Below are 18359 nucleotides of genomic sequence, written 5' to 3'. Positions count from 1 at the left end.
ACCCGCTCCCGGTCCCGCCCGCCGACTGGCGGGCTCGACCTCGTAGAAGGGCCCGCATTCCGCGCGCCCCGATACGGGAGACGACGATGACCAAGCTTTCCGACACCCAAGCCCTGATCCTGAGCGCTGCCGCGCAGCGCGAGGACCGCAACGTCCTGCCGCTCCCCGGCTCGCTCCGCGGAGGCGCCGCCGCCAAGGTGGTCGGCGCGCTGCTCTCGCGCGGACTGATCGCCGAGACGACGATTGCCAGCGAGACCAAGGCCGACGCCGCGCTCAACCGCATCTGGCGCAACGACGAGGACGGCCGTGCCATCCTCCTGCACATCACCGACGCAGGGCGCGCCGCCATCGGCGTCGAGCCGGAGGGCGGCGACAGCGCGCCCGCGGGCGCCGACGCGGCGCCGAGCGCCGTAGCCGCGCAGGACGCTCCCGGCGAGGCCGACGCCGCGCCCAAGGCGCGCACACCGCGCACGGGCACGAAGCAGGCCAAGCTGATCGAGATGCTCCGCGCCGAGGGCGGCGCCACCATCGACGAGATCGTCACCGCCTTGGACTGGCGGCCGCACACGGTGAGGGGCGCGCTTGCCGGCGCGCTCAAGCAAAAGCTCGGCCTGACCATCACCTCCGAGAAGGTCGACGGAAGGGGCCGCGTCTACTCCATCCGCGACTGACGCTCCGCACCGAAACGGACTGAAGGCCGCCGTCCACCCTCGGGCGGCGGTGTCTCATTCTGCACTCCGGATCCGGATCGCCTCGAACAGTCGCCGCAGCAGGTAGCCGCGCGCCAGCGAGACACCGACGAAGGCGAGGCCGATGGTCAGATGCTCCGCGAGCCCGGTCTCGATGCCGAACCACGGGAACACGATGATCTGCGTGGCGATGGCCAGTACGTAGCCGACCACGACATTCGTCGCTGCCTCGACCATCGACATGGTCCGGGATTGTCTCATCGCAGCCCCTCCGGCAGGGATCCCAGAAAGGCCGTCACGAACTCCGCCGCGAGCGGCGGCACGATCGCATTGCCGTAGCCCCGCAGCAGCCCCATGCGGCCGGATATCCCATCAGCCAGCGGGAATGTTCCGGGCTCAACCGGTCGCCAGCGCCCATCCCGGCAGAAGAGCCAGTCAGGATTTCGCCAGACGCCGTCCGTCGCGCAGGTCCCGGCGGGGTCGGTGACTTCGACCAGACGACCAGCTTCAGCGTCCTGCGGCTCGCATCGGTGTTGCCGGCCGCGTTGTATCTCTCCGTCGCGGGCGAGCCGGCCGTCGGCCAACCCGCCAGCCAGACCTGTCGGCCGAGTAATGCGTTGATCGGGACGTTCGGGCATTCCGATCCGTCCTTGTGATCCCGCGCCGAGGCCGTCGCCCAGCCCGCCTGGTGTTGGGTCCAAGGCGACCGCGCCGAAGAACAGCCGCTGGCGGATGTGCGGGGCGCCGATGCCCGCAGCCGGCAGATCAGCCGCCGCGACGGCGTAAGATGCCGCTTCCAGGTCAGCCGCCAGAGCGTCGAACCACGCCCAGCCAGCCGGGCCCGCAGCCGCTGCGCGAGCCGCGCCGCCAACCGGTCCGAGCACTGCCGCGCTCGCGACCTGCTCGCCGAAGACGAGGTTCGGCCCACAGGCGGCGACGAGCCGCAGAAAAGCCGGGGCGAGATGGCGGTCATCGTTCTGTCCCTTGCGCTGCCCGGCCTGGCTGAACGGCTGGCACGGCGGCGAGCCGGTCCAGACGGAAAGATCCTCGGCCACGCCGGCGAGGCGCAGCGCGTAGGGCCAGCCGCCGATCCCGGCGAAGAAATGGCATTGCGTGAAGCCGCGCAGGTCGGCGGGCTCCACGTCCATGATGGACCGCTCGTCCACCTCACCCGCAGGCAGGAGCCCGGCCGCGATCAGTTCCCGCAGCCAGGCACAGGCCGCGGGGTCGGAATCGTTGTAGTAAACGGCCATCAGGCGGCAGCGTCGGCATCTGCGTTGTCGCTCAGTCGCTCGACCCTTACGGCCGCGAAGGTCCGGCCATCGCCGTCGAGGATTGCCTCGCGACCGGTGTCCGCCTGCCAGCGTTCCACGGCGACATCGACATAGGCCGGGCTGATCTCCATCGCGAAGACGCGTCGGCCGTTCGCCTCGCCCGCCATGATCTGCGAACCCGAACCCGAGAACGGCTCGTAGCAGAGCCCGCCCCGGGCCACATGCTGGCGCATCGGGATGCCGAACGCATCGAGCGGCTTCGGTGTCGGATGGTCGGGCCGGTCGTCCTTGGCGAAGCTGGGCAGCGCCCACGTCGATGCGAGGGTTTCCTCGGCCACCTTCGGCGGCCGGTTCGGGCGGCGCCAGCCCATGAAGCAGGGCTCGTGCTTCCAGAGGTAATGGGACCGGGTCAGGACACCGCGGTCCTTGACCCAGATGATCTGCTGGTGAACGAACGCGCCGGCCTTGTCCCAGCAGGCTTCCAGCATCGCCTGGCGGCGGGAGGCGTGCCAGCAATACCAGGCGGCATCTTCGGCGATGGCTTCCGCCACCGCGGCGGCAATGAAGCCGTCGTAGAGTTCCGCGCCTTGCGAGGAATCGTCCCAGGTCACGCCGTAGCTCTGACTCCAGTCCTTGTTCCGCGTCGGATGGTTCGAGCCATCGTAGTCGACGAGATACGGCGGGTCCGTTGCGAACAGGATCGCCCGCTCGCCATTCATCAGGCGGCGCACATCGGCAGCGCTGGTGCTGTCGCCGCACAGCAGCCGGTGGTCGCCGAGGATCCAGAGATCACCCGTCCGCGAAGCCGGGTTGCGCGGTGGCTCGGGGATGGTGACCGGCGGCACGGGGCCCCCGGCGCCACCCTCTTCCTCGCCGTCCCCCTCCGGCACGAAGGCCAGTAGCTTGTCGAGTTCGCCGTCCGAGAACCCGACCAGCGACAGGTCGAAGTCTTCGGCCAGCAACTCGTTCAACTCGGCCGAGAGCAGCGCCTCGTCCCATGTCCCGAGTTCGGTCAGCTTGTTGTCCGCGATCCGATAGGCCCGGCGCTGGGCCTCGGTCAGATGGCCGAGCACGATGACCGGTGCCTCGGTCAGCCCCAGTTGGGTCGCGGCCAGAACGCGCCCATGGCCTGCGATCAGCTCCCCGTCCTCGCCGACGAGGCAAGGCACGGTCCAGCCGAACTCGGCCATGCTGGCGGCGATCTTCACGACCTGGTCGGCCCCGTGCACCTTCGCGTTCTTCGCGTAGGGCTGCAGGCGCGACAGCGGCCAGGTCTCGATCCGATCCGGGGCAAAGCTCAGCGTCATCTGCGGGCCGGTCCTTCAGGATCAGGGTGGATACCCTCGGCTCCGGACTCCGGGGGCCAGGCTAGACTCCACGCGGGGTCCAGCGGCCACCAGGGGTGTCCAGCTTCAAGGGTTTGATTTTTCGATGTTTCGATGGGGTTCAGGCGGCGCTGGCTTCTGGGTGGCTTCCCAAAAAATCGGCCCTGTCGCTGGCGATGCGTCGCGCTTCGCCCGCCAGCATACGAATATCGTCAGGAAGGAACCAAGAACTCAATGGGTTAGCCCATTGGACCCCCACTGGACCCTTCGCTGGACCCCGGAAGCCAGCGGCGCGGCCTCTGCCTGCGCGCTCCTCTCCCGAGCATATTCGTTTTCTAACGGCCTCGTCGAAATGTGTAAGGGCCTGCGATGTACACCCGAAAATTTCCTCAGAGGACGATTTTTCTTGACAGCCGATTGGCGTTTTCGATGACGAACTGCTGTGACCGCCGGGGCGACGGCACGCGACCGTTCAGCCGCCAAGTGATCACCGCCAGACCGTATTGCCAGCGCTTGGTCGCGGCCGTGCGCGACAGGCCGAACTGCCAGCAGATCGGCTTCCACGCCATGCCGTCGGCGCGGGCCCAGACGAGGCGCCCATCCTCGGGCTCGAGCCAGCGCAGCCAGAGCATCGCCTCCTCGGCCTCCGTGATCTGTCGCGGGCTGGGCCTCGGGCGACGCATCTGCGGCTCCTGACCGACCTTGTCGGCGAAGCTGTGGAAATACTCGGGCCATGCGTTGAAGAAGCCCTGCGGCATCACGCCCGGCATCTGCCGCATCACGCCCGCCGCAAGTTCAAGCCGATCCTGCACCTGCGCTGTGGTCCACTCACCCATGACGCGCCTCCCGTTCCCGCTTGCCGTAGAGCCGCTCGCCGAGCTGGCGCACCAGCTCGCGCTCCGGCCAGGTCAGGCGGTCGTCGTCTATGGCGACGGCCAGCAACCCCTGTTCCTTCCAGCCGTCGCGCTTGACCTCGTCGGGGTTGCGGCGGTGACCGCCATAACCCTTGGGCGTGAACCGCATGCCGCTCATTGCACACCTCCCCGGGTCTCCAGCGCCCAGAGCAGGATCGCGATGGCGTCGGCCTCATTGTCGTCGGCGGGGCTGAAGCCGCGCGCCCGGGCGGCCGCCATCACGGCGTCCTTGTTCGCGTTGCCCTTGCCGGTGGCGTGGCGCTTGATGGTGCCGACGGGAACGCCCTCGTAGGGAATGCCGCGCAATTCGGCCCATGCCGTCAGCGTGGCCATCAGCCCGCCATAGACATGGGCGGCATCGGTCGCGGCATGGCGGCGGACCTCTTCGAACCAGATGGCGGCGACGGGCCCGGACAGCCGGTCGATCTCGGTGAGCCAGTTCGTGAACCGCAGATACCGCATGCCGCCACCGTCGAAGCGGCCGGGGCGGAAGGACGCCGTGCCGGAGGTGATCAGCCCGTCGATGCCGTGCAGCGCCCAGCCCGTCATGGTGCCGAGGTCGAGCGCCAGCGTCACCCGGTTGGCGCGGACGACGGGTCGCAGATCGGGGATTGCCTCACGGGCGGAGGTGGCGAGAGTCAGGTCAGCCATGGGTGGTCTCCTCTTCTGGTTGGCTGCTCGGGTGGAAGACGACGGTGGCCTGGTGCTTGGCGGTACGGGGCCGCCGTCGTCGGATCGGAATGTGCAGGGTGCGTCGGAGCCCGCGCGCGGATGCCCTCGACGTATGGAAGGCGAGGCCAAACCTGCCGGTTGGCCTCCCCATACGTAGTATGGGGGCTTGCCCACTCGCCTCATGTTTTGGCCGCAAGTCTCTGTTCCCTTTGACTTTTCAAGGCTCAAGGGATGAGACGGGTCGATTAGGAAGACCTTTCTCATCCTCATCTCCAACCCATTGATTTCATTGGGCCATGAGGAAGAGATGAGAATGAGGAAGGCCGCGCTCATGATGAGGAAGTCAATCATGGACCTCCTCCGGATAGACCCAGACGGAAGGGTTCTCGACCTCACGCGCGCGGCCGGAATGGGGGCATTTGTAGTGGGTCGGCAGCACCGCGACGCCCTCGGCAAGAACCTCTCCGGTGTCCGTGTCGATCACGGGATCGCGGCCGAAGCGCATGTCCCTGATCACGAGATATCCGAAATGCGATTGCGTCCCGGCGTACCCGTGCTCCGTGAAACTCCGGCGGAACTTGATCAGGCCCTTGGTGGCGAGCACCGACAGCCGCTCGCGGATGCTGTAGCGCCCCCCGAGATCGTGCTGGTTCTCGAACGCCTCCGCGAACTGCGTGGCGGTGTAGAGCCGACCCTCGGCCGCCTCGTCGAAGATCATCCCCAGGACGACCTGGTTTTTCCGATCCCGCTCGGCATCATGCCTGGCGCCGATGTCCTGGCGCACGAGGCGCTCGTTCATCGGGTTGATCTCGACCCATTGGCCGCGCACCTTGTCGATCAGCTTCGAGGGCAGCGCGGGGCCGTTGCGCAGCTCGATCTCCAGCTTACGCTCTGACGCGTCCTCGTCGGGGCGGTGCAGGATCAGGCCGGAGGTGTAGAAGCCCCGGAGGGCGCTGGCCCCCGAAAGCGCGAGGAACGGATCCTCCTTCACCTGATGCTTGCTGAGCTTCTTGGTGTGGTGGATCAGGATGACCCCGCAGTCCGGGTCGATGTGGTCGCGTAGAACCTCGACCCGTTCCTTGAGGAAGAACATCATGGCGGTGTTGTCGTTCTCGCCACCGCCATCGGGTCCGCCATCGAAGAGGTTCCGGATCGGGTCGACGCAGAGGATGTCGGGCGGTGCATCCGGGAATGCCGTCCGGATCGCGCGGGCAACCCGCACGCTGCCCTCGTTGTCGAGCAGCATTTTCAGCTTGGGTGTGGCGACGAAGGTGTCGCGCGCGGCGGCCAGCACGTCGGGCGGCAGGGCGATCTGCTTCAGCCGCTCGCGCAGATAGTGATACTGGATCTCGGCCTGCAGGTAGAAGATCCGCAGCGGCCGTGGCGGCGTAAAGCCGAGGAACGGCACGCCGGCGGCCATGTGGACAAGCCAGCAGATCAGCAGGTCGCTCTTGCCGACCTTGGGCGCGCCGCCCAGCACCAGCAGTCCGCCCGGCGTCAGCACGCGGGGCGCGATGATGTCCTCCGGCATCGGGCTCTGATCGTCCAGCAGCGCGCCCAACGTGAAGGCGGGCATCTCGACCGGTCCCGGTGCGCCGGAGTCGAGCCGGATCAGCGGCGGGCCGTGTTTCTCGACATGCCGTTCCCAGAGCCGCTCGGATTCCCGTTTCAGCCGCTCGACCGGCCACTGGGGCCGCAGCATCGCGGCGTTGTAGCCGCAGATGCCGATCCAGCCCTCGTCCTTCGTCATCCGGCCCTCGTGGACCATGCGGATGAAATGACCGATCGCGGCCGACGCGCCCTCGAAACGGGACCAGTCGTCCTGCGCCCCCTCGCGCACCGGCGTGACCAGCACATCGTCCATGGCGGGCTTGTCGGGATGGGTGAACGCGGGCTGCAGGGACACGCCTGGCGCGGGCGGCATGTCGGTCACGGCTTCGATGAACTCGGCCAGATCGCGTTCGCGGTCGGCGTTCAGTTCGACGATCCGCACCTGCGTCTTGAGGTTGTTCTTGTAGTAGACCGAGCCCGCCACCCGTATCGGCTGATGGGCGGAGCGGAAATGCATGTCGCCGCCGACCTTTGCGGCGATGTCGCCGCGCAGACGGCAGACGCGCGCTATATCGTCACCCTCGGCCGGTTCGGTCAGCGCCCACCAGACGTGGCACTTGCGCTGCCCCTCGGCCGTGACGCCGCCGCTCTCCACGACCATGCTTGGCGCGCCGAGGTGGCGCTCGAGGTGCGCGCGCTTGGCGGCGATGTCACCGGTGTCGAGATCGACCACTACCGTCTGCATCTGCAGAATATCGGTGGCCTTGGCCTGGCCGGGCGCGGCCACGGTGCCGGGGATCACATAGACTGCCGCGCCCTCGCGCGAGGCCCATGTCGCGAAGGTCGCCATCTTCTCGGGGGCGGAATGATCCGCTTCCAGCCAGATGTTGTGCGGGCGGCCATCGATGCCCTGACCCTTGTCGATGAAGCTGCGGACAGGGATCAGACCGTCGCAATACCCGAAGACGACCTGCATGAATTGCGCAATCTGCGCAGGGTCGGGCTCGTCGCCGAAGACGTCGATCTGCGGCGCGGCATCGTTGAAGTCGCGCCACGGGTTGAAATGGACGATGTTTTCCTTGGGCTCATCGGGCGTGGTGTTGTCGCGCATGGCTGGCTCCTGGTCGGGATCGGATGGCTCGGTGGGCTCGTCGCTCATGCCGCCAGGCTCCAACACCGCTCGGCATGGGCGCAGAACCGGCATTCGAAGAAGTCGCGGCTGGCGGCAATGCGGGGCAGCAGCTCGCCCGCGTCGGTGGCCTGCAGGATCCGCACCGCGCGGTCGGACATGCGCTGCGCCAGATCCGCATCGAAGGGCACCAGTTCGTGGTGCAGCTCAGCCGTGTCCTTGTTGATCGCCGTGAACAGCGCCGGGGCCGAGGAAATGCCTGGCACCGACGGCTCCATGTAAGCCTGGTAGATCGCGATCTGGGCGGCATAGACGGGCTTGGAGATGGCGACCCCGTCCTTGACGCAGGCCCGCCAGTTCTTCGCGTTCATCGTCTTGCATTCCCAGAGCGCCGGGATGCGGAGACCGAGCGCGGCCGGGGCTCCGGCCACGATCCCGTCGACATGGCCACGGATGCGGCCGCCCGCGACGGAGAATCCGAACTGATCCCCATCGGGACGATTGCCCTTGCGGGTATAGAGGTCGAGCCCCGCCACCCGCAGCCAGCGGATCGCCAGATCCTCGAGCTGGTGACCGATCTCGAAGATGCGCAGCGTCTGCCCGCCGAAATCCGCGCCCTCGTCCTTGGGCGCGCCTGCGAACTCGAACTGCAACGCGCGTTCGCAGGCATGCCCCAGACGGGACGCGCCGAGATAGGTCCGGGGCGGCGTGGCCTCCCGCTCGGCGATCAGCGCGGCGTCGACCAGCGCGTTGATCCGCTCGGCCATGGAGGGGCGTGGGTTGAAATCCAGCATCAGAAGGGGATCTCCGCCTCGGCGGCGATCTCTGCCATCTCGGCGCGGAACGCCTCGACGGTCACGACAATCAGCCGGCGCATGTCGTTCTGGGTCAGCTGGCCCAAGGGGCGGTCCCAGCCGATCCGCTCCATCTCGGGCGCAAGCGCGCGCATCACGGCGGGCAGCGCCATGGTTTCCTCTTCGGTGAAATCGACCATGCTCAGTCCTCTCTTCGCTTTGCGGGTGAAGGCCGCCTGGCAGCCCATGGAGCAGAACCAGCGGCGGGTGCGGGTTGGGCGCGGTCGGTGCGGATCGAACCAGCCGAAGCCGCGCGCGCGGGATGTGCAGACGGCGCAGAGCACCGGCCGCGGATGCCAGAGGCGATCACGGCCCGGTCGATCCGCAGCCGCTGCGGACGGGGGTGCGATTTGCGCGACATGGCTCACGCGGCCCTCCCGATGTCCGGGCTGGCGCGGCCCACAAGTTGGCGAATCTCGCGCTTGTTGAAGCCGAAGGTCATCAGAGCGGAGGCGCGGTACCGCGTCAGGCCGAAGTCATGGCAGCATTCGGGTGGCAGGTACTGCAGCTGCTTTTCGGTGGCGGCCTGTGTCAGCCATCCCTTCGACTTGAATGCGCTCTCATCGGTCTCGTGGGTGTTCAGCCAGTCATCCGCCTGCGCCAGGCAGACCGGGCGTTCGCCCACCCCCAGCAAACGCGGCGTCTGGCCCTTGCCGCCGCCGACAGCGTGCCAGCGACCATCGAGGAAAAAGATGCCACCCCAGGCACTGAACCCGTTGGCCATCAGCGCCGCATCGTCGCCAAAGAGATCGACCCACGCGAAGCTGGACCGCTTCAGCAGGTCGATCTCGGTCATCATGAAGCCCGAGAGCGGCGCGGCGGCCCCGCCTTCGCCCGCATCCAGATCCTCGCGCGGGAACGCCTCGCCGCAGAGCGGGCATTCCGTGGCTGCCAGCGGGATATCGGCGCCGCAACCGGGGCAGGATTTCGTCGGGGCTTCACCAGCCTCGGTCTTGCCGTCGAGATCGACGTCCTGCTCCAGCGTGCCGTGGATCAGGCTCGACGTCCCGAAATCCAGCACGACGCAGTCGATCTTGACGATGCCGGGGTGTTCCTCGGGATCGACGGTGCGCAGGCCGCGCCCGACCATCTGGATCATGGTGGACTTGTAGGAGCTGGGGCGCAGCAGCACGACGCAGGAGGTGGGCGGATGGTCCCAGCCCTCGGTCAGCACGGCCACGTTGACGACGACACGGATGTCCCCAGCCGCGTAGTCGGCGAGGATCGCCTTGCGGGTCTCGGCCGCCAGATCGCCGTGGATCAGTGCGGCGGAAACGCCCGCGGTCCTGAAGGCGTCGGTGACGTGTTCGGCGTGGGCGACGGTGGAGCAGAACACCACCGTCTGCCGGTCGCCTGCCTTCTCCTTCCAATGGCGGATCACCTCGTCGGTGACGGGGGCGCGGTCCATGATGCCCGCCACTTCCGCCATGTCGAAATCCGACAGGGTCTTGCGGACGGACCGCAACTCGTCCTGCACGCCCACATCGATGACGAAGGTGCGCGGCGGCACCAGGTGGCCCGAGGCGATCAACTCGCCCAGCCGCACCTGGTCGGCGACATTGTCGAAGACCTCGCGCAGGCCCTTCCTGTCGCCACGGTTCGGCGTCGCCGTGACCCCGAAGATGCGGGCGTCGGGATTGGCTTCGCGCACGCGGTCGATGATGCGGCGGTAGCTGTCGGCGACGGCATGGTGCGCCTCGTCGACGACCAGCAGGTCGAGGCGCGGCATGTCGGCGAGGTTCGAAGCCCGTGCCAGCGTCGGCACCATGGCGAAGGCGACTTGGCCGCCCCACGATTTCTCCGTGGCGTCGATGACCGAGGTGGCGACGCCCGGCACCACGCGCTGGAACTTGGCACGGTTCTGCGCCGTCAACTCGTCGCGATGGGCCAGCACGCAGGCCTTGGCGCCGTCGCCGATCATCTCGCCTGTGACCGCCGAGAGCATGATGGTCTTGCCCGCGCCGGTGGGCGCCACGCCCAGCGTGTTGCCGCGGGAGGCGAGCGCAGCAACGCTACGCTCGACGAAGGTCTTCTGGCGGGGGCGCAGGCGCATGGCCGGTCTCCCCCTTACTGCGCCCAGCTCGGCCGACCGGCGAACCCGGGGGCGGAAGCGGGCTGGCTGGGCTGATGTGCCGGTGCCGCAGGGGTGGTGTGCTGCGCGGCGTGCCCGGCTGCACCGTGTCCGCCGAACTGCAGCGGTGCAGTCCCCATGACCTGTGCGTAATCGCGATGATCCGGCGTGACCGCGCTACGGATCTCGTTCTTGTCGTCGCCGCTGGCGTCGGTGCCGATGTCGATGCGGGCGATGAACTCGATCCCGTCGAGATCGGCAAAGCCGTTGATGCGCCGCGCCGCCTGCGCCTCGGCCGACATGTCCTTGTCGGAAATCCCGCGGGCCGAGTTCAGCATGCCGCGCACGAGGCTGCGGCCCATGTTCGCCCAGTCCGGTCCCTTGGGGCTGTAGAGCCCGATCAGCGTGAAGATCTTGCGCCGGGCGTACTGCCCCTCGGTCACCGTGAACTCGCCGTTCAGATAGACAGCACCCGTCGAGCCGCGGGTGGCATAGCCGCCGGTCCAGCCCTGAGAGGCGTCGTCGAAACCGCCCGGACGGATGGTCAGGCGCACCTTGGCCAGCGTGCCCTTCGGGATCAGGTTGCTGTTGCTCTGCGCGTCGTTGAAATCGTTCCAGGAACCCATGGGGAACCTCCTTTTCTGATCAGGATTGCGGTTGGGATTGGGCGTCAGCCGCCGGATCGGCGGGCGGCGGCGTGTAGGTCAGGCGCTTGGGCGCTGGTGCGACGGGGGCGCGGATCTTCGTCATCAGGCGGCCGAGGTGAGGCTCCTCGACCTGATCCAGACGCCCCGAGCGGTCCTTGGCCGGAAAGCCCCAGGGGTTGATCGTCTGGCAAACGAAGGCGCGATAGGGATCGCCATCGGCCTTCAGCTCCGCCATGGTGATCACCTCGTCGACGATCCCCGGCAGCTCCAACCCGGTCTTCGAGCCGTCGATCTGCGGCTGGAAAACCTTGCGATTGAAGTCGTCGAGCTTCTCGTCGAGGATCCCGACGAACCAGACGTTCTTCGCCCGCGTGTGCTGGAGATGCGTGAGCCAGCCGATCATCTCGCGGCCGTGCAGACCGTAGGCCCCGCGCACGTCCGGCTTGCCGGTCTTCTCCGACAGCGCCTCGGGCTGACCCTTGCACCAGCCGAAGCACAGCCGCCCGGCGACGGTGATCGAGTCCACGAAGATCGTGTCGTAGCGGTCGAGTGCTGTCGGATCGTCGAAGCGGTCGCAGACCGCTCTGTAGTGCGCGGGGCTGTAGGGCTGCTCGTCGCGCAGCGCCGGGTTGGGCCCGCCGATGAACACCGCGAAATCCCGGCATTCCGTCCAGGTTCGCGGCCGGATGCTGTCCCCCGCCCAGCCCTCGATGGCGAGATCGCCCGCCTCGAGATCCATGAACAGGGTGGTCGACGCGTTCAGCGTCCAGAGGAGCGAGGTCTTCCCGATGCCGGATTTGCCGAAGATGCAGCCTTTGATGCCCCGCGGCTCGGCCAGCCGCTGGTCGGCGCTGATGATCGGGAGGCTCATTGATCGGCCCCCTGCGGGACGATCTCGATCTTCAGCGTGCCGGGCCGGACGGTGCGCGCGGGCTCGAACCCGGCACGGATCGCATCGGGCCAGGCGGCGTATTTGCGCTCGGGCACCTTGAAGGCGATGTCGACATACTGCGCGGGATCGTCCCCGGCGGCGGTGATGCGCTCGACCATGGCGGCGAGGCGATCCTGATCCCAATCGACCCGTTTCGGCAGATCGGCGACCACGGTGAAATCGCCGTCGTCGAACCGGATCGTGCCTGTGTCCTTGCCCGCCGCCTGCCGTTCCTCGGCGGCGCGGGTGGCGTAGCGGACGGTCAGCGCGCCATCGAGGCGGGCCTTCGCGGCCTTGGTCCGCGCCATGCGCTCGTCGAGCTCGCGCTGAAGGATGGCCAGCAGTTCGACGGGCAGCTGGGCGATGTCCTGCAGGCCGAGGCCCGGCAGGTCGTCGACGGCGGGGGTGTTCGTGGGGAACGGCATGTACGGGTCTCCGTGATCGGCAAAAAGGGATTGGAAGGCGGTCATCACGCGGCCTCTTGCTCGGCGAGCAGGAGCGCGGACAGCGAGACTGCCGCGGCCTTCGGCTTGGGGCGGGCGACGGCGATGTAGGCGAACTGGTCGGGGCCCGTGCGCTCCTGCACCAGGTGCACGAGGCCCTGTTCGGCGGCCCAGAAGGCGCGCGACCCGAGCCGTGCCAGTTCCGCGCGCTGCGGATCCGGCAACCGGGCGAACATCGGGAAGATGTCGAGAACCAGAAAGCCGCGATGGTATTCGAGCCGGTCACCCGGCACGGCCTGCGCCACCCAGGCGCAGAACTCGATCTCGGTGAGCGGTCGGCGGGCGCGGACCGTGATGAAGGGGGTGGTGCCCATGAACATGATCTCCTCCTTTCGCCTCTACTCAGGCCGCCGCGAGATCGTCCCAGGCGGGACCGAGACCGTGGACGGTGAGGACGTGGCGGAGATCGGCGAGGCGGCGGTAGAGCGCGGACCGGCTGCCGAAACCCTCGGCCGCGAGCGCGGTGACGGGGCGATGCGCCAGCGCCGCGCAGAACCGGCGATCCTCGGTCGGCAGCCGCGCGAGGGCGGCCTGCAGGGCGTGGTGAAGTTCAGTGACAGCGGCGGCGCAGCAGATCTGGCCGTGCCAGGCGGCAAGCCCGTCGTCCTCGGTCAGCGTGTCGCCGACCGGCTCGCGGTCTCCGGTCAACGGCAGCTCGAGCGAGAGCAGCGACCCACCCTGCGCACGGCGCTGGCGGTGATGGCGCATCGCGATCCGTGCGGACTGGTTGCGCAGGACGATGTTTGCGAAAGCGCCGATGCTGCCGCGCCGCGCGTCGAAGCCAGGCAGGCGGCAGATCAGGTCGACCAGAAGGTCCTGGCGGAGATCGTCATGATCGGTGGCGGGCAGAACCAGCTTGCGGCGCAGACGGCGCGCTGCGGCATCGGCTTCAGCGATCAGCGTGGAAAGGTCGGCGGGGGTAATCGGTGGGTGCATGTCCAGGTGCCTCGGAACATCATTGCTGTTGTTCCAAGACTGCCGGACCCGCCGACGCTTTCGGTGTGTTTGGCGTGTGCTTGTTGTGTGTGGATTGTGTGCGGAGGACTCAGTCCTCGACGGCCACCTCTGCGGGAGCGATGCCGAGGCGATAGCCGTAGCCACGCACGGTCACGATCAGGGCGTCGGCGGCCGCCCGCGACAGGCCGCATCCGACCAGAGCCTTGCGCAGATCCCGCACGATCTCGTTCGCCGGACGCCCGGTCTGCGCGTCGATGGTCTCCTTGCGCAGCACGGGGTCGCGCTGCCCGGCCTGTTCCGCGAAAAGCCGGATCAGTGCGAACATCTGCGGCGTGAGATCGAGGCGGCGTCCGTCGAACATTGCCGACTGGCGGCTCCGGCTCAGGACAAGGCGGGGCGCGGTGACGGCGATCGACGAGAGTCGGTCAAGCGCAAGATGTTCCGTGCCGTGATCGTCCACCAGAACGCATTCGGTGAGCGAGCGGGCTTCGATACCGGCCGCACGCAACTGCAGTTCGGTTGCCGGGTCGAGTTCGATGGTGATGATGGTGATGGGTGCCGATCCGGCGGCCATCCTGGTCGCGAGGATGGTGGCAGGCGCCATCAGCACATGCGTTTCGCGGCAGAGAAAGACGCAGATACCCGTTGGCAGCCGTCCCAGCAGCCACAGCCCGTCCGAAACGACAGTGGCCGCCGCCAGCAATCCGCCGGATGCTGCTATGGCCGAGATCAGTTTGTCGGCTTCTATCCCGAACCGGCGGAGGTCGTCCGGCTCCAGCACCACGTCCGCTGCGACGTCGCGCGGACAGCAGGCAAGTAGCCGATCTCCTACGGCACGGATCGGTCGTGCATCGAGCCCGCAGTCGCAATGCACGCAGACGGACCAGCTGTCGGCCTTCCGCTGCTCGATCAGAACCCGCGCCCGAAGCAGCCCTTCGATCTCCCGCGCGGGGAAGCGGCGCAGCGCTCGGCCGGAGACACTGGCCTCAGCCCCGCCGTTACTCAGCCGCTTCCACAACCAGATCAGCATCGCGATCCTTCTCGAGTCCGTTGCGCGCGACCAGTGCGTGGATCGCCTTTTCGAACCGGGTGCGACGGAAGGCGAGCGTGCCGGGCGGCTTCAAACGCACGGTCACCTTGGCGGGCTGTTTCGCATCGCTCTTGAAAAACACCCGGAACGTGATTTCTCCCAGGCGCCACCCGCGGCCGAACCGCACCTCGCTGGCCTTGAAATGCCGGAGCGCCGCGCCGGATGCGTCCTTCGATTCCCAACTGCGCACATAACGCCACTCGCCATCCTCATCCTCGGCGAAGAAATCGGCCGCTGCCGCCACGATCCGAACTTCGAGGATCCTCTCGTCGAACGCATGCTGGAATGCGAAATCCGGACCGAATGCTGTGATGGGATCGAGGGTGTAGAGATCGCGCGCGTCCTTGCCTGCGAAGAAACCGGGGCGCCCCAGAATGTGCTCGGCAAAGATGCCCGCCACTTCGGCCTGCTGCGCTCTCGGCACGCCGCCGATGCGCAAGAGCCCTTCGTTCGATGAATAGCGGAGCGCCGCATATTTCACCGCTCGCAGGGTGATGATCTGTTCGCGGTCGCCCGCCACGATGGGCGTGGTCGTCACCGGCGCGCCATGGCTGACGACGAGGTTGATTTCGCCATCCTCCTCATAAGGGCCGAGACGGCAGTAATCGCCCTGCAGGTCCTGCGCGAACAGCTTCACGATGGCGGCCTTGAATGCCGCCGACGCCTCCTCCGTCAGATCGGCTCCGACATCGCGCTGCGGCCCGCGAAACTCCGCCATCGCGGTCGGCGCCCGCAGCGCCTGGAAATCGGCCGCCGCCTCGAAGATCCGGTGATGATGCAGATAGGCGTGCAGCGCCACATGCTTGGGCTCGTGCTTTACCGGAGCCGAGTCGGCCTCTTCGTCGTCTGGCTCGGAATAGAGGACAACGCGTTGGCGCCTGGCCTCGTTCAGAATGAGCTGCATTCCTTCGCCGGTCCCAAGTTCGGCGACCCGATGCAGATCGGCGATCAAGCCTTCGGACCATTCGGTGATCGGTGTCGCGAAATAGTCGGTGATCCGTTTGCGAATCTCGGCGACGTCGCCATCGAACGCGACAGGGAGACCTTCGTCCTTGAAATGGCGAGCGAAGAGGTCGCGCATGAGCACGACATCAATGCTGTTGAGAAACTTCGGATTTACGAATTTCTTGATGTCGGAACCCATGGAACCCCTTTCTTTCAGACCTGATTGTTCACTCTATGTTCTAGCAGTCCGAACAACCCTGAGTCGAGTCCAGATGGGCGCGATCCGTGCACTGACAGCGGCCATGGGACGGTTCGCGATCGCGATGAGTAGAGGCCAGAGGAGACGACCACTCCGAGGCCCGCATGAAACGCCCCAACCCCCTCCCGCCCGACCAGATGACGCCCGCAGAGCGTCGCGCCGAGCTGTGCGGCCTGCTGGCGCTCGGGCTGGTCCGGTTGCGGATGCGGGAGACGGGCGAAGTATCTGACGATACTGGAGAACGTTGCCTACACTATCCGCCCGACCAATGCCGTCATGCAACTCCAACTCACCGGAGAAATGCATGAATAAGCCCGATCCCATCCCCGCGCGCCTGGCCGCGCTCAAGACCACACCGACGCCCGACCTGAAGCAACAGTGGCGCGACCTGTTCGACAGCGAGCCGCCGCCGTTCAACCGCCGCTACCTCGAAAGCCGCATCGCCTATCGCATCCAGGAACTCGCCTATGGCGGGCTGAAGCCCGAGACGATCCGGCGGCTGGAACGGCTCGGCGAGGAACTGGACGGAGGCGACAAGAAGAAGCGCGGCATGCGCCTCGACCGCGATCGCCCCATCACCGGCACGCGCCTCCTGCGCGAATGGCAGGGCGTCGAATACATCGTCACGGTCACCGCTGACGGCTTCGAATGGCAGGGGCGGCCGTACAAGTCGCTGTCCGCGATCGCCCGCGCGATCACCGGCACGCGCTGGAACGGCTGGGTCTTCTTCGGGCTCAAGAACCACAGGGGGCGGAAGTGACGAAGCCGCCGGATAAATCGAAGCTCGTACGCAAGCTGCGTTGCGCGGTCTACACCCGGAAATCCTCCGAGGAAGGACTGGAGCAGGAGTTCAACTCGCTCCACGCCCAACGCGAGGCCTGCGAGGCTTACATCGCCAGCCAGCGGTCTGAGGGCTGGGTACTCGTCCGCGATCAGTATGACGACGGCGGCATCTCCGGCGGCACGCTGGATCGCCCCGGCCTGCAGCGGCTGCTGGAGGACATCGAGGACGGGCTGGTCGAAGTGGTGGTGGTCTACAAGATCGACCGCCTCAGCCGCTCCCTGGCCGACTTCGCCAAGTTGGTCGAGGTGTTCGACCGCAATGGCGTGACGTTCGTCTCGGTCACGCAGTCCTTCAACACGACCACGTCGATGGGGCGGTTGACCCTGAACATCCTGCTCAGCTTCGCCCAGTTCGAGCGGGAGGTCACGGCCGAGCGGATCCGCGACAAGGTCGCCGCCAGCCGGAAGAAGGGCATATGGATGGGCGGGGTGCCGCCTTTCGGCTACCGTGTCGAGAACCGGAAGCTGGTGGTCGACGAAGAGCACGCTGCGCATGTGCGCTGGATCTTCGCCCGCTTCCTCGAGATCGGGTCCTGCACGGAACTGGCGCGGGAGGTCGGCACGCGGGGACTTCGGACGCCCCGCGGCAACCGGATCGACAAGAAATACATCTATCGGATGCTCAGCAACCGCGCCTACATCGGCGAGGCGGTCCACAAGGGCGACAGCTATCCCGGCGAGCACCACGCCATCATCGACCGCGAGCTGTGGGACAAGGTTCACGCCATCCTGCAGGAGAGCCCCCGGAAGCGCGCCGCGCGCACGCGCGCCGACACGCCCGCGCTGCTGAAGGGGTTGCTCTACGGCCCCGACGGCGCGGCCTTCTCGCCGACCCACACGCGCAAGGCCGGGCGGCTCTACCGCTACTACGTCAGCCAGACGGTGCTGAAGCATGGCGCGGCGTCGTGTCCCATCGGCCGCGTGCCCGCCGGCGAGATCGAAGCGGCCGTCATCGAGCAGTTGCGCGCCGTGTTCCGCCAGCCTGAGATTGTCGCGGGCACATGGAAGGCGGCGCGGGTGCAGTACGGTGAGATCACCGAGGCCGACGCGCGCGCGGCGCTGATTCGGCTCGACCCGCTGTGGGACGATCTGTTCCCGGCCGAGCAGGCGCGCATCGTGGCGCTGCTGGTCGAGCGGGTCGAGATCGTCACGGAAGGCCTGAACGTCCGGCTGCGTATGGACGGACTGGCCGGGCTGGCGCGCGAAATCACCGCCGACATAGGAGCAGCCGCATGACCCGCGCCACCCCGGTCCCCGATACTGTCACCATCCATGTCCCGTTCCGCCTCGTGAAGCGTGGGGGGCGGAAGGAGATGCAGTTGCCCGAAGGCGCGTCCACCCCGCGCCGCCCCGATGACGCACTCGTCAAGGCACTGGCCCGCGCGTTTCGCTGGAAGCGGATGCTGGAGTCTAGCGAGTACGCAACGGTCGCCGAATTGGCCGAGCGCGAGGGGATTGCGCCCTCTTACATGACCCGCGTCCTGCGTCTGACACTGCTCGCGCCCGACATCGTCGAGGCGATCCTGGACGGGAAGCAGGGGCCATTGGTGACGCTGGTGCGGGTGATGGAGCCGTTCCCGGTGGAGTGGAACGACCAGTTGCCTTCCCTTCGCAATAGCCGCATGACGTAAGAATACGACTTGCTGACCGTTTTTTGCTGCACTAAACACACATCATGGCGCGACCGAAGGGACGAACGAAGACA

At 67.3% G+C, this 18359-nt stretch carries 21 protein-coding genes; 4 read left to right on the top strand and 17 right to left on the bottom strand.

Annotation, left to right across the window (positions count from 1 at the left end):
* The first annotated feature begins 86 nt into the window (after positions 1 to 86).
* Complete coding sequence (locus B0A89_RS12385; RefSeq protein ID WP_036706587.1) at positions 87 to 671, top strand: DUF3489 domain-containing protein; 585 nt, start codon at positions 87 to 89, stop codon at positions 669 to 671.
* 54 nt (positions 672 to 725) lie between these two features.
* Here B0A89_RS12385 and B0A89_RS12380 read toward each other — a convergent pair whose 3' ends face one another.
* The 17 genes from B0A89_RS12380 to B0A89_RS12300 all read right to left on the bottom strand — a co-directional run bounded on the left by B0A89_RS12380 (position 726) and on the right by B0A89_RS12300 (position 15751).
* Positions 726 to 950, bottom strand: coding sequence for a DUF7220 family protein (locus B0A89_RS12380; RefSeq protein ID WP_036706590.1), 225 nt, complete (start codon positions 948 to 950; stop codon positions 726 to 728).
* Entirely contained in the window at positions 947 to 1942 is a 996-nt protein-coding gene (locus B0A89_RS12375) for a DNA cytosine methyltransferase (RefSeq protein ID WP_085378398.1), read from the bottom strand. The genes B0A89_RS12380 and B0A89_RS12375 overlap by 4 nt, the downstream gene beginning before the upstream one ends.
* Complete coding sequence (locus B0A89_RS12370) at positions 1942 to 3270, bottom strand: site-specific DNA-methyltransferase (protein ID WP_085378397.1); 1329 nt, start codon at positions 3268 to 3270, stop codon at positions 1942 to 1944. Before B0A89_RS12370 ends, B0A89_RS12375 begins: the two co-directional genes overlap by 1 nt.
* 407 nt (positions 3271 to 3677) lie before the next feature.
* On the bottom strand, positions 3678 to 4124 hold the full coding sequence (locus tag B0A89_RS12365) for a DUF6362 family protein (protein ID WP_043130224.1): 447 nt from the start codon (positions 4122 to 4124) through the stop codon (positions 3678 to 3680).
* Entirely contained in the window at positions 4117 to 4320 is a 204-nt protein-coding gene (locus B0A89_RS12360; protein ID WP_081969308.1) for a hypothetical protein, read from the bottom strand. The genes B0A89_RS12365 and B0A89_RS12360 overlap by 8 nt, the downstream gene beginning before the upstream one ends.
* Positions 4317 to 4853, bottom strand: a complete 537-nt coding sequence (locus tag B0A89_RS12355; protein ID WP_085378396.1) for a crossover junction endodeoxyribonuclease RuvC — start codon at positions 4851 to 4853, stop codon at positions 4317 to 4319. The genes B0A89_RS12360 and B0A89_RS12355 overlap by 4 nt, the downstream gene beginning before the upstream one ends.
* Before the next feature lie 364 nt (positions 4854 to 5217).
* On the bottom strand, positions 5218 to 7629 hold the full coding sequence (locus tag B0A89_RS12350; RefSeq protein ID WP_240558552.1) for an AAA family ATPase: 2412 nt from the start codon (positions 7627 to 7629) through the stop codon (positions 5218 to 5220).
* A complete protein-coding gene (locus B0A89_RS12345; RefSeq protein ID WP_240558551.1) occupies positions 7581 to 8321 on the bottom strand; it encodes a hypothetical protein in 741 nt (246 codons plus the stop codon). Before B0A89_RS12345 ends, B0A89_RS12350 begins: the two co-directional genes overlap by 49 nt.
* Before the next feature lie 26 nt (positions 8322 to 8347).
* Positions 8348 to 8548, bottom strand: coding sequence for a DUF6511 domain-containing protein (locus B0A89_RS12340; protein ID WP_043130207.1), 201 nt, complete (start codon positions 8546 to 8548; stop codon positions 8348 to 8350).
* 224 nt (positions 8549 to 8772) lie between these two features.
* Complete coding sequence (locus B0A89_RS12335; RefSeq protein WP_043130204.1) at positions 8773 to 10461, bottom strand: DEAD/DEAH box helicase; 1689 nt, start codon at positions 10459 to 10461, stop codon at positions 8773 to 8775.
* 14 nt (positions 10462 to 10475) lie between these two features.
* Positions 10476 to 11105, bottom strand: a complete 630-nt coding sequence (locus B0A89_RS12330; RefSeq protein WP_043130202.1) for a hypothetical protein — start codon at positions 11103 to 11105, stop codon at positions 10476 to 10478.
* A 19-nt stretch (positions 11106 to 11124) separates the two neighbouring features.
* Positions 11125 to 11997, bottom strand: coding sequence for an ATP-binding protein (locus tag B0A89_RS12325; protein ID WP_043130201.1), 873 nt, complete (start codon positions 11995 to 11997; stop codon positions 11125 to 11127).
* Positions 11994 to 12482 carry a hypothetical protein gene (locus B0A89_RS12320; RefSeq protein WP_043130368.1) on the bottom strand — a complete coding sequence of 163 codons (489 nt, stop codon included), beginning with the start codon at positions 12480 to 12482 and terminating at the stop codon, positions 11994 to 11996. Before B0A89_RS12320 ends, B0A89_RS12325 begins: the two co-directional genes overlap by 4 nt.
* Before the next feature lie 44 nt (positions 12483 to 12526).
* A complete protein-coding gene (locus B0A89_RS12315) occupies positions 12527 to 12880 on the bottom strand; it encodes a hypothetical protein (RefSeq protein WP_172645156.1) in 354 nt (117 codons plus the stop codon).
* A 22-nt stretch (positions 12881 to 12902) separates the two neighbouring features.
* Complete coding sequence (locus tag B0A89_RS12310) at positions 12903 to 13496, bottom strand: hypothetical protein (protein WP_043130198.1); 594 nt, start codon at positions 13494 to 13496, stop codon at positions 12903 to 12905.
* Between the two features lie 109 nt (positions 13497 to 13605).
* Complete coding sequence (locus B0A89_RS12305) at positions 13606 to 14547, bottom strand: helix-turn-helix domain-containing protein (protein WP_156113438.1); 942 nt, start codon at positions 14545 to 14547, stop codon at positions 13606 to 13608.
* A complete protein-coding gene (locus B0A89_RS12300) occupies positions 14516 to 15751 on the bottom strand; it encodes a hypothetical protein (RefSeq protein ID WP_043130193.1) in 1236 nt (411 codons plus the stop codon). The genes B0A89_RS12305 and B0A89_RS12300 overlap by 32 nt, the downstream gene beginning before the upstream one ends.
* Before the next feature lie 364 nt (positions 15752 to 16115).
* Here B0A89_RS12300 and B0A89_RS12290 point away from each other — a divergent pair, with 364 nt between their 5' ends.
* The 3 genes from B0A89_RS12290 to B0A89_RS12280 are packed head-to-tail and all read left to right on the top strand — an operon-like array spanning position 16116 to position 18285.
* Positions 16116 to 16571, top strand: coding sequence for a DUF2924 domain-containing protein (locus B0A89_RS12290; RefSeq protein ID WP_043130192.1), 456 nt, complete (start codon positions 16116 to 16118; stop codon positions 16569 to 16571).
* On the top strand, positions 16568 to 17890 hold the full coding sequence (locus B0A89_RS12285; protein ID WP_043130190.1) for a recombinase family protein: 1323 nt from the start codon (positions 16568 to 16570) through the stop codon (positions 17888 to 17890). Before B0A89_RS12290 ends, B0A89_RS12285 begins: the two co-directional genes overlap by 4 nt.
* Positions 17887 to 18285, top strand: coding sequence for a hypothetical protein (locus B0A89_RS12280; protein WP_043130187.1), 399 nt, complete (start codon positions 17887 to 17889; stop codon positions 18283 to 18285). Before B0A89_RS12285 ends, B0A89_RS12280 begins: the two co-directional genes overlap by 4 nt.
* The last annotated feature ends 74 nt before the right edge of the window (positions 18286 to 18359 follow it).

The organism is Paracoccus contaminans, from assembly GCF_002105555.1.
Taxonomy (GTDB): Bacteria; Pseudomonadota; Alphaproteobacteria; order Rhodobacterales; family Rhodobacteraceae; genus Paracoccus; species Paracoccus contaminans.
This window is presented reverse-complemented; position numbering and strand designations above follow the sequence as displayed.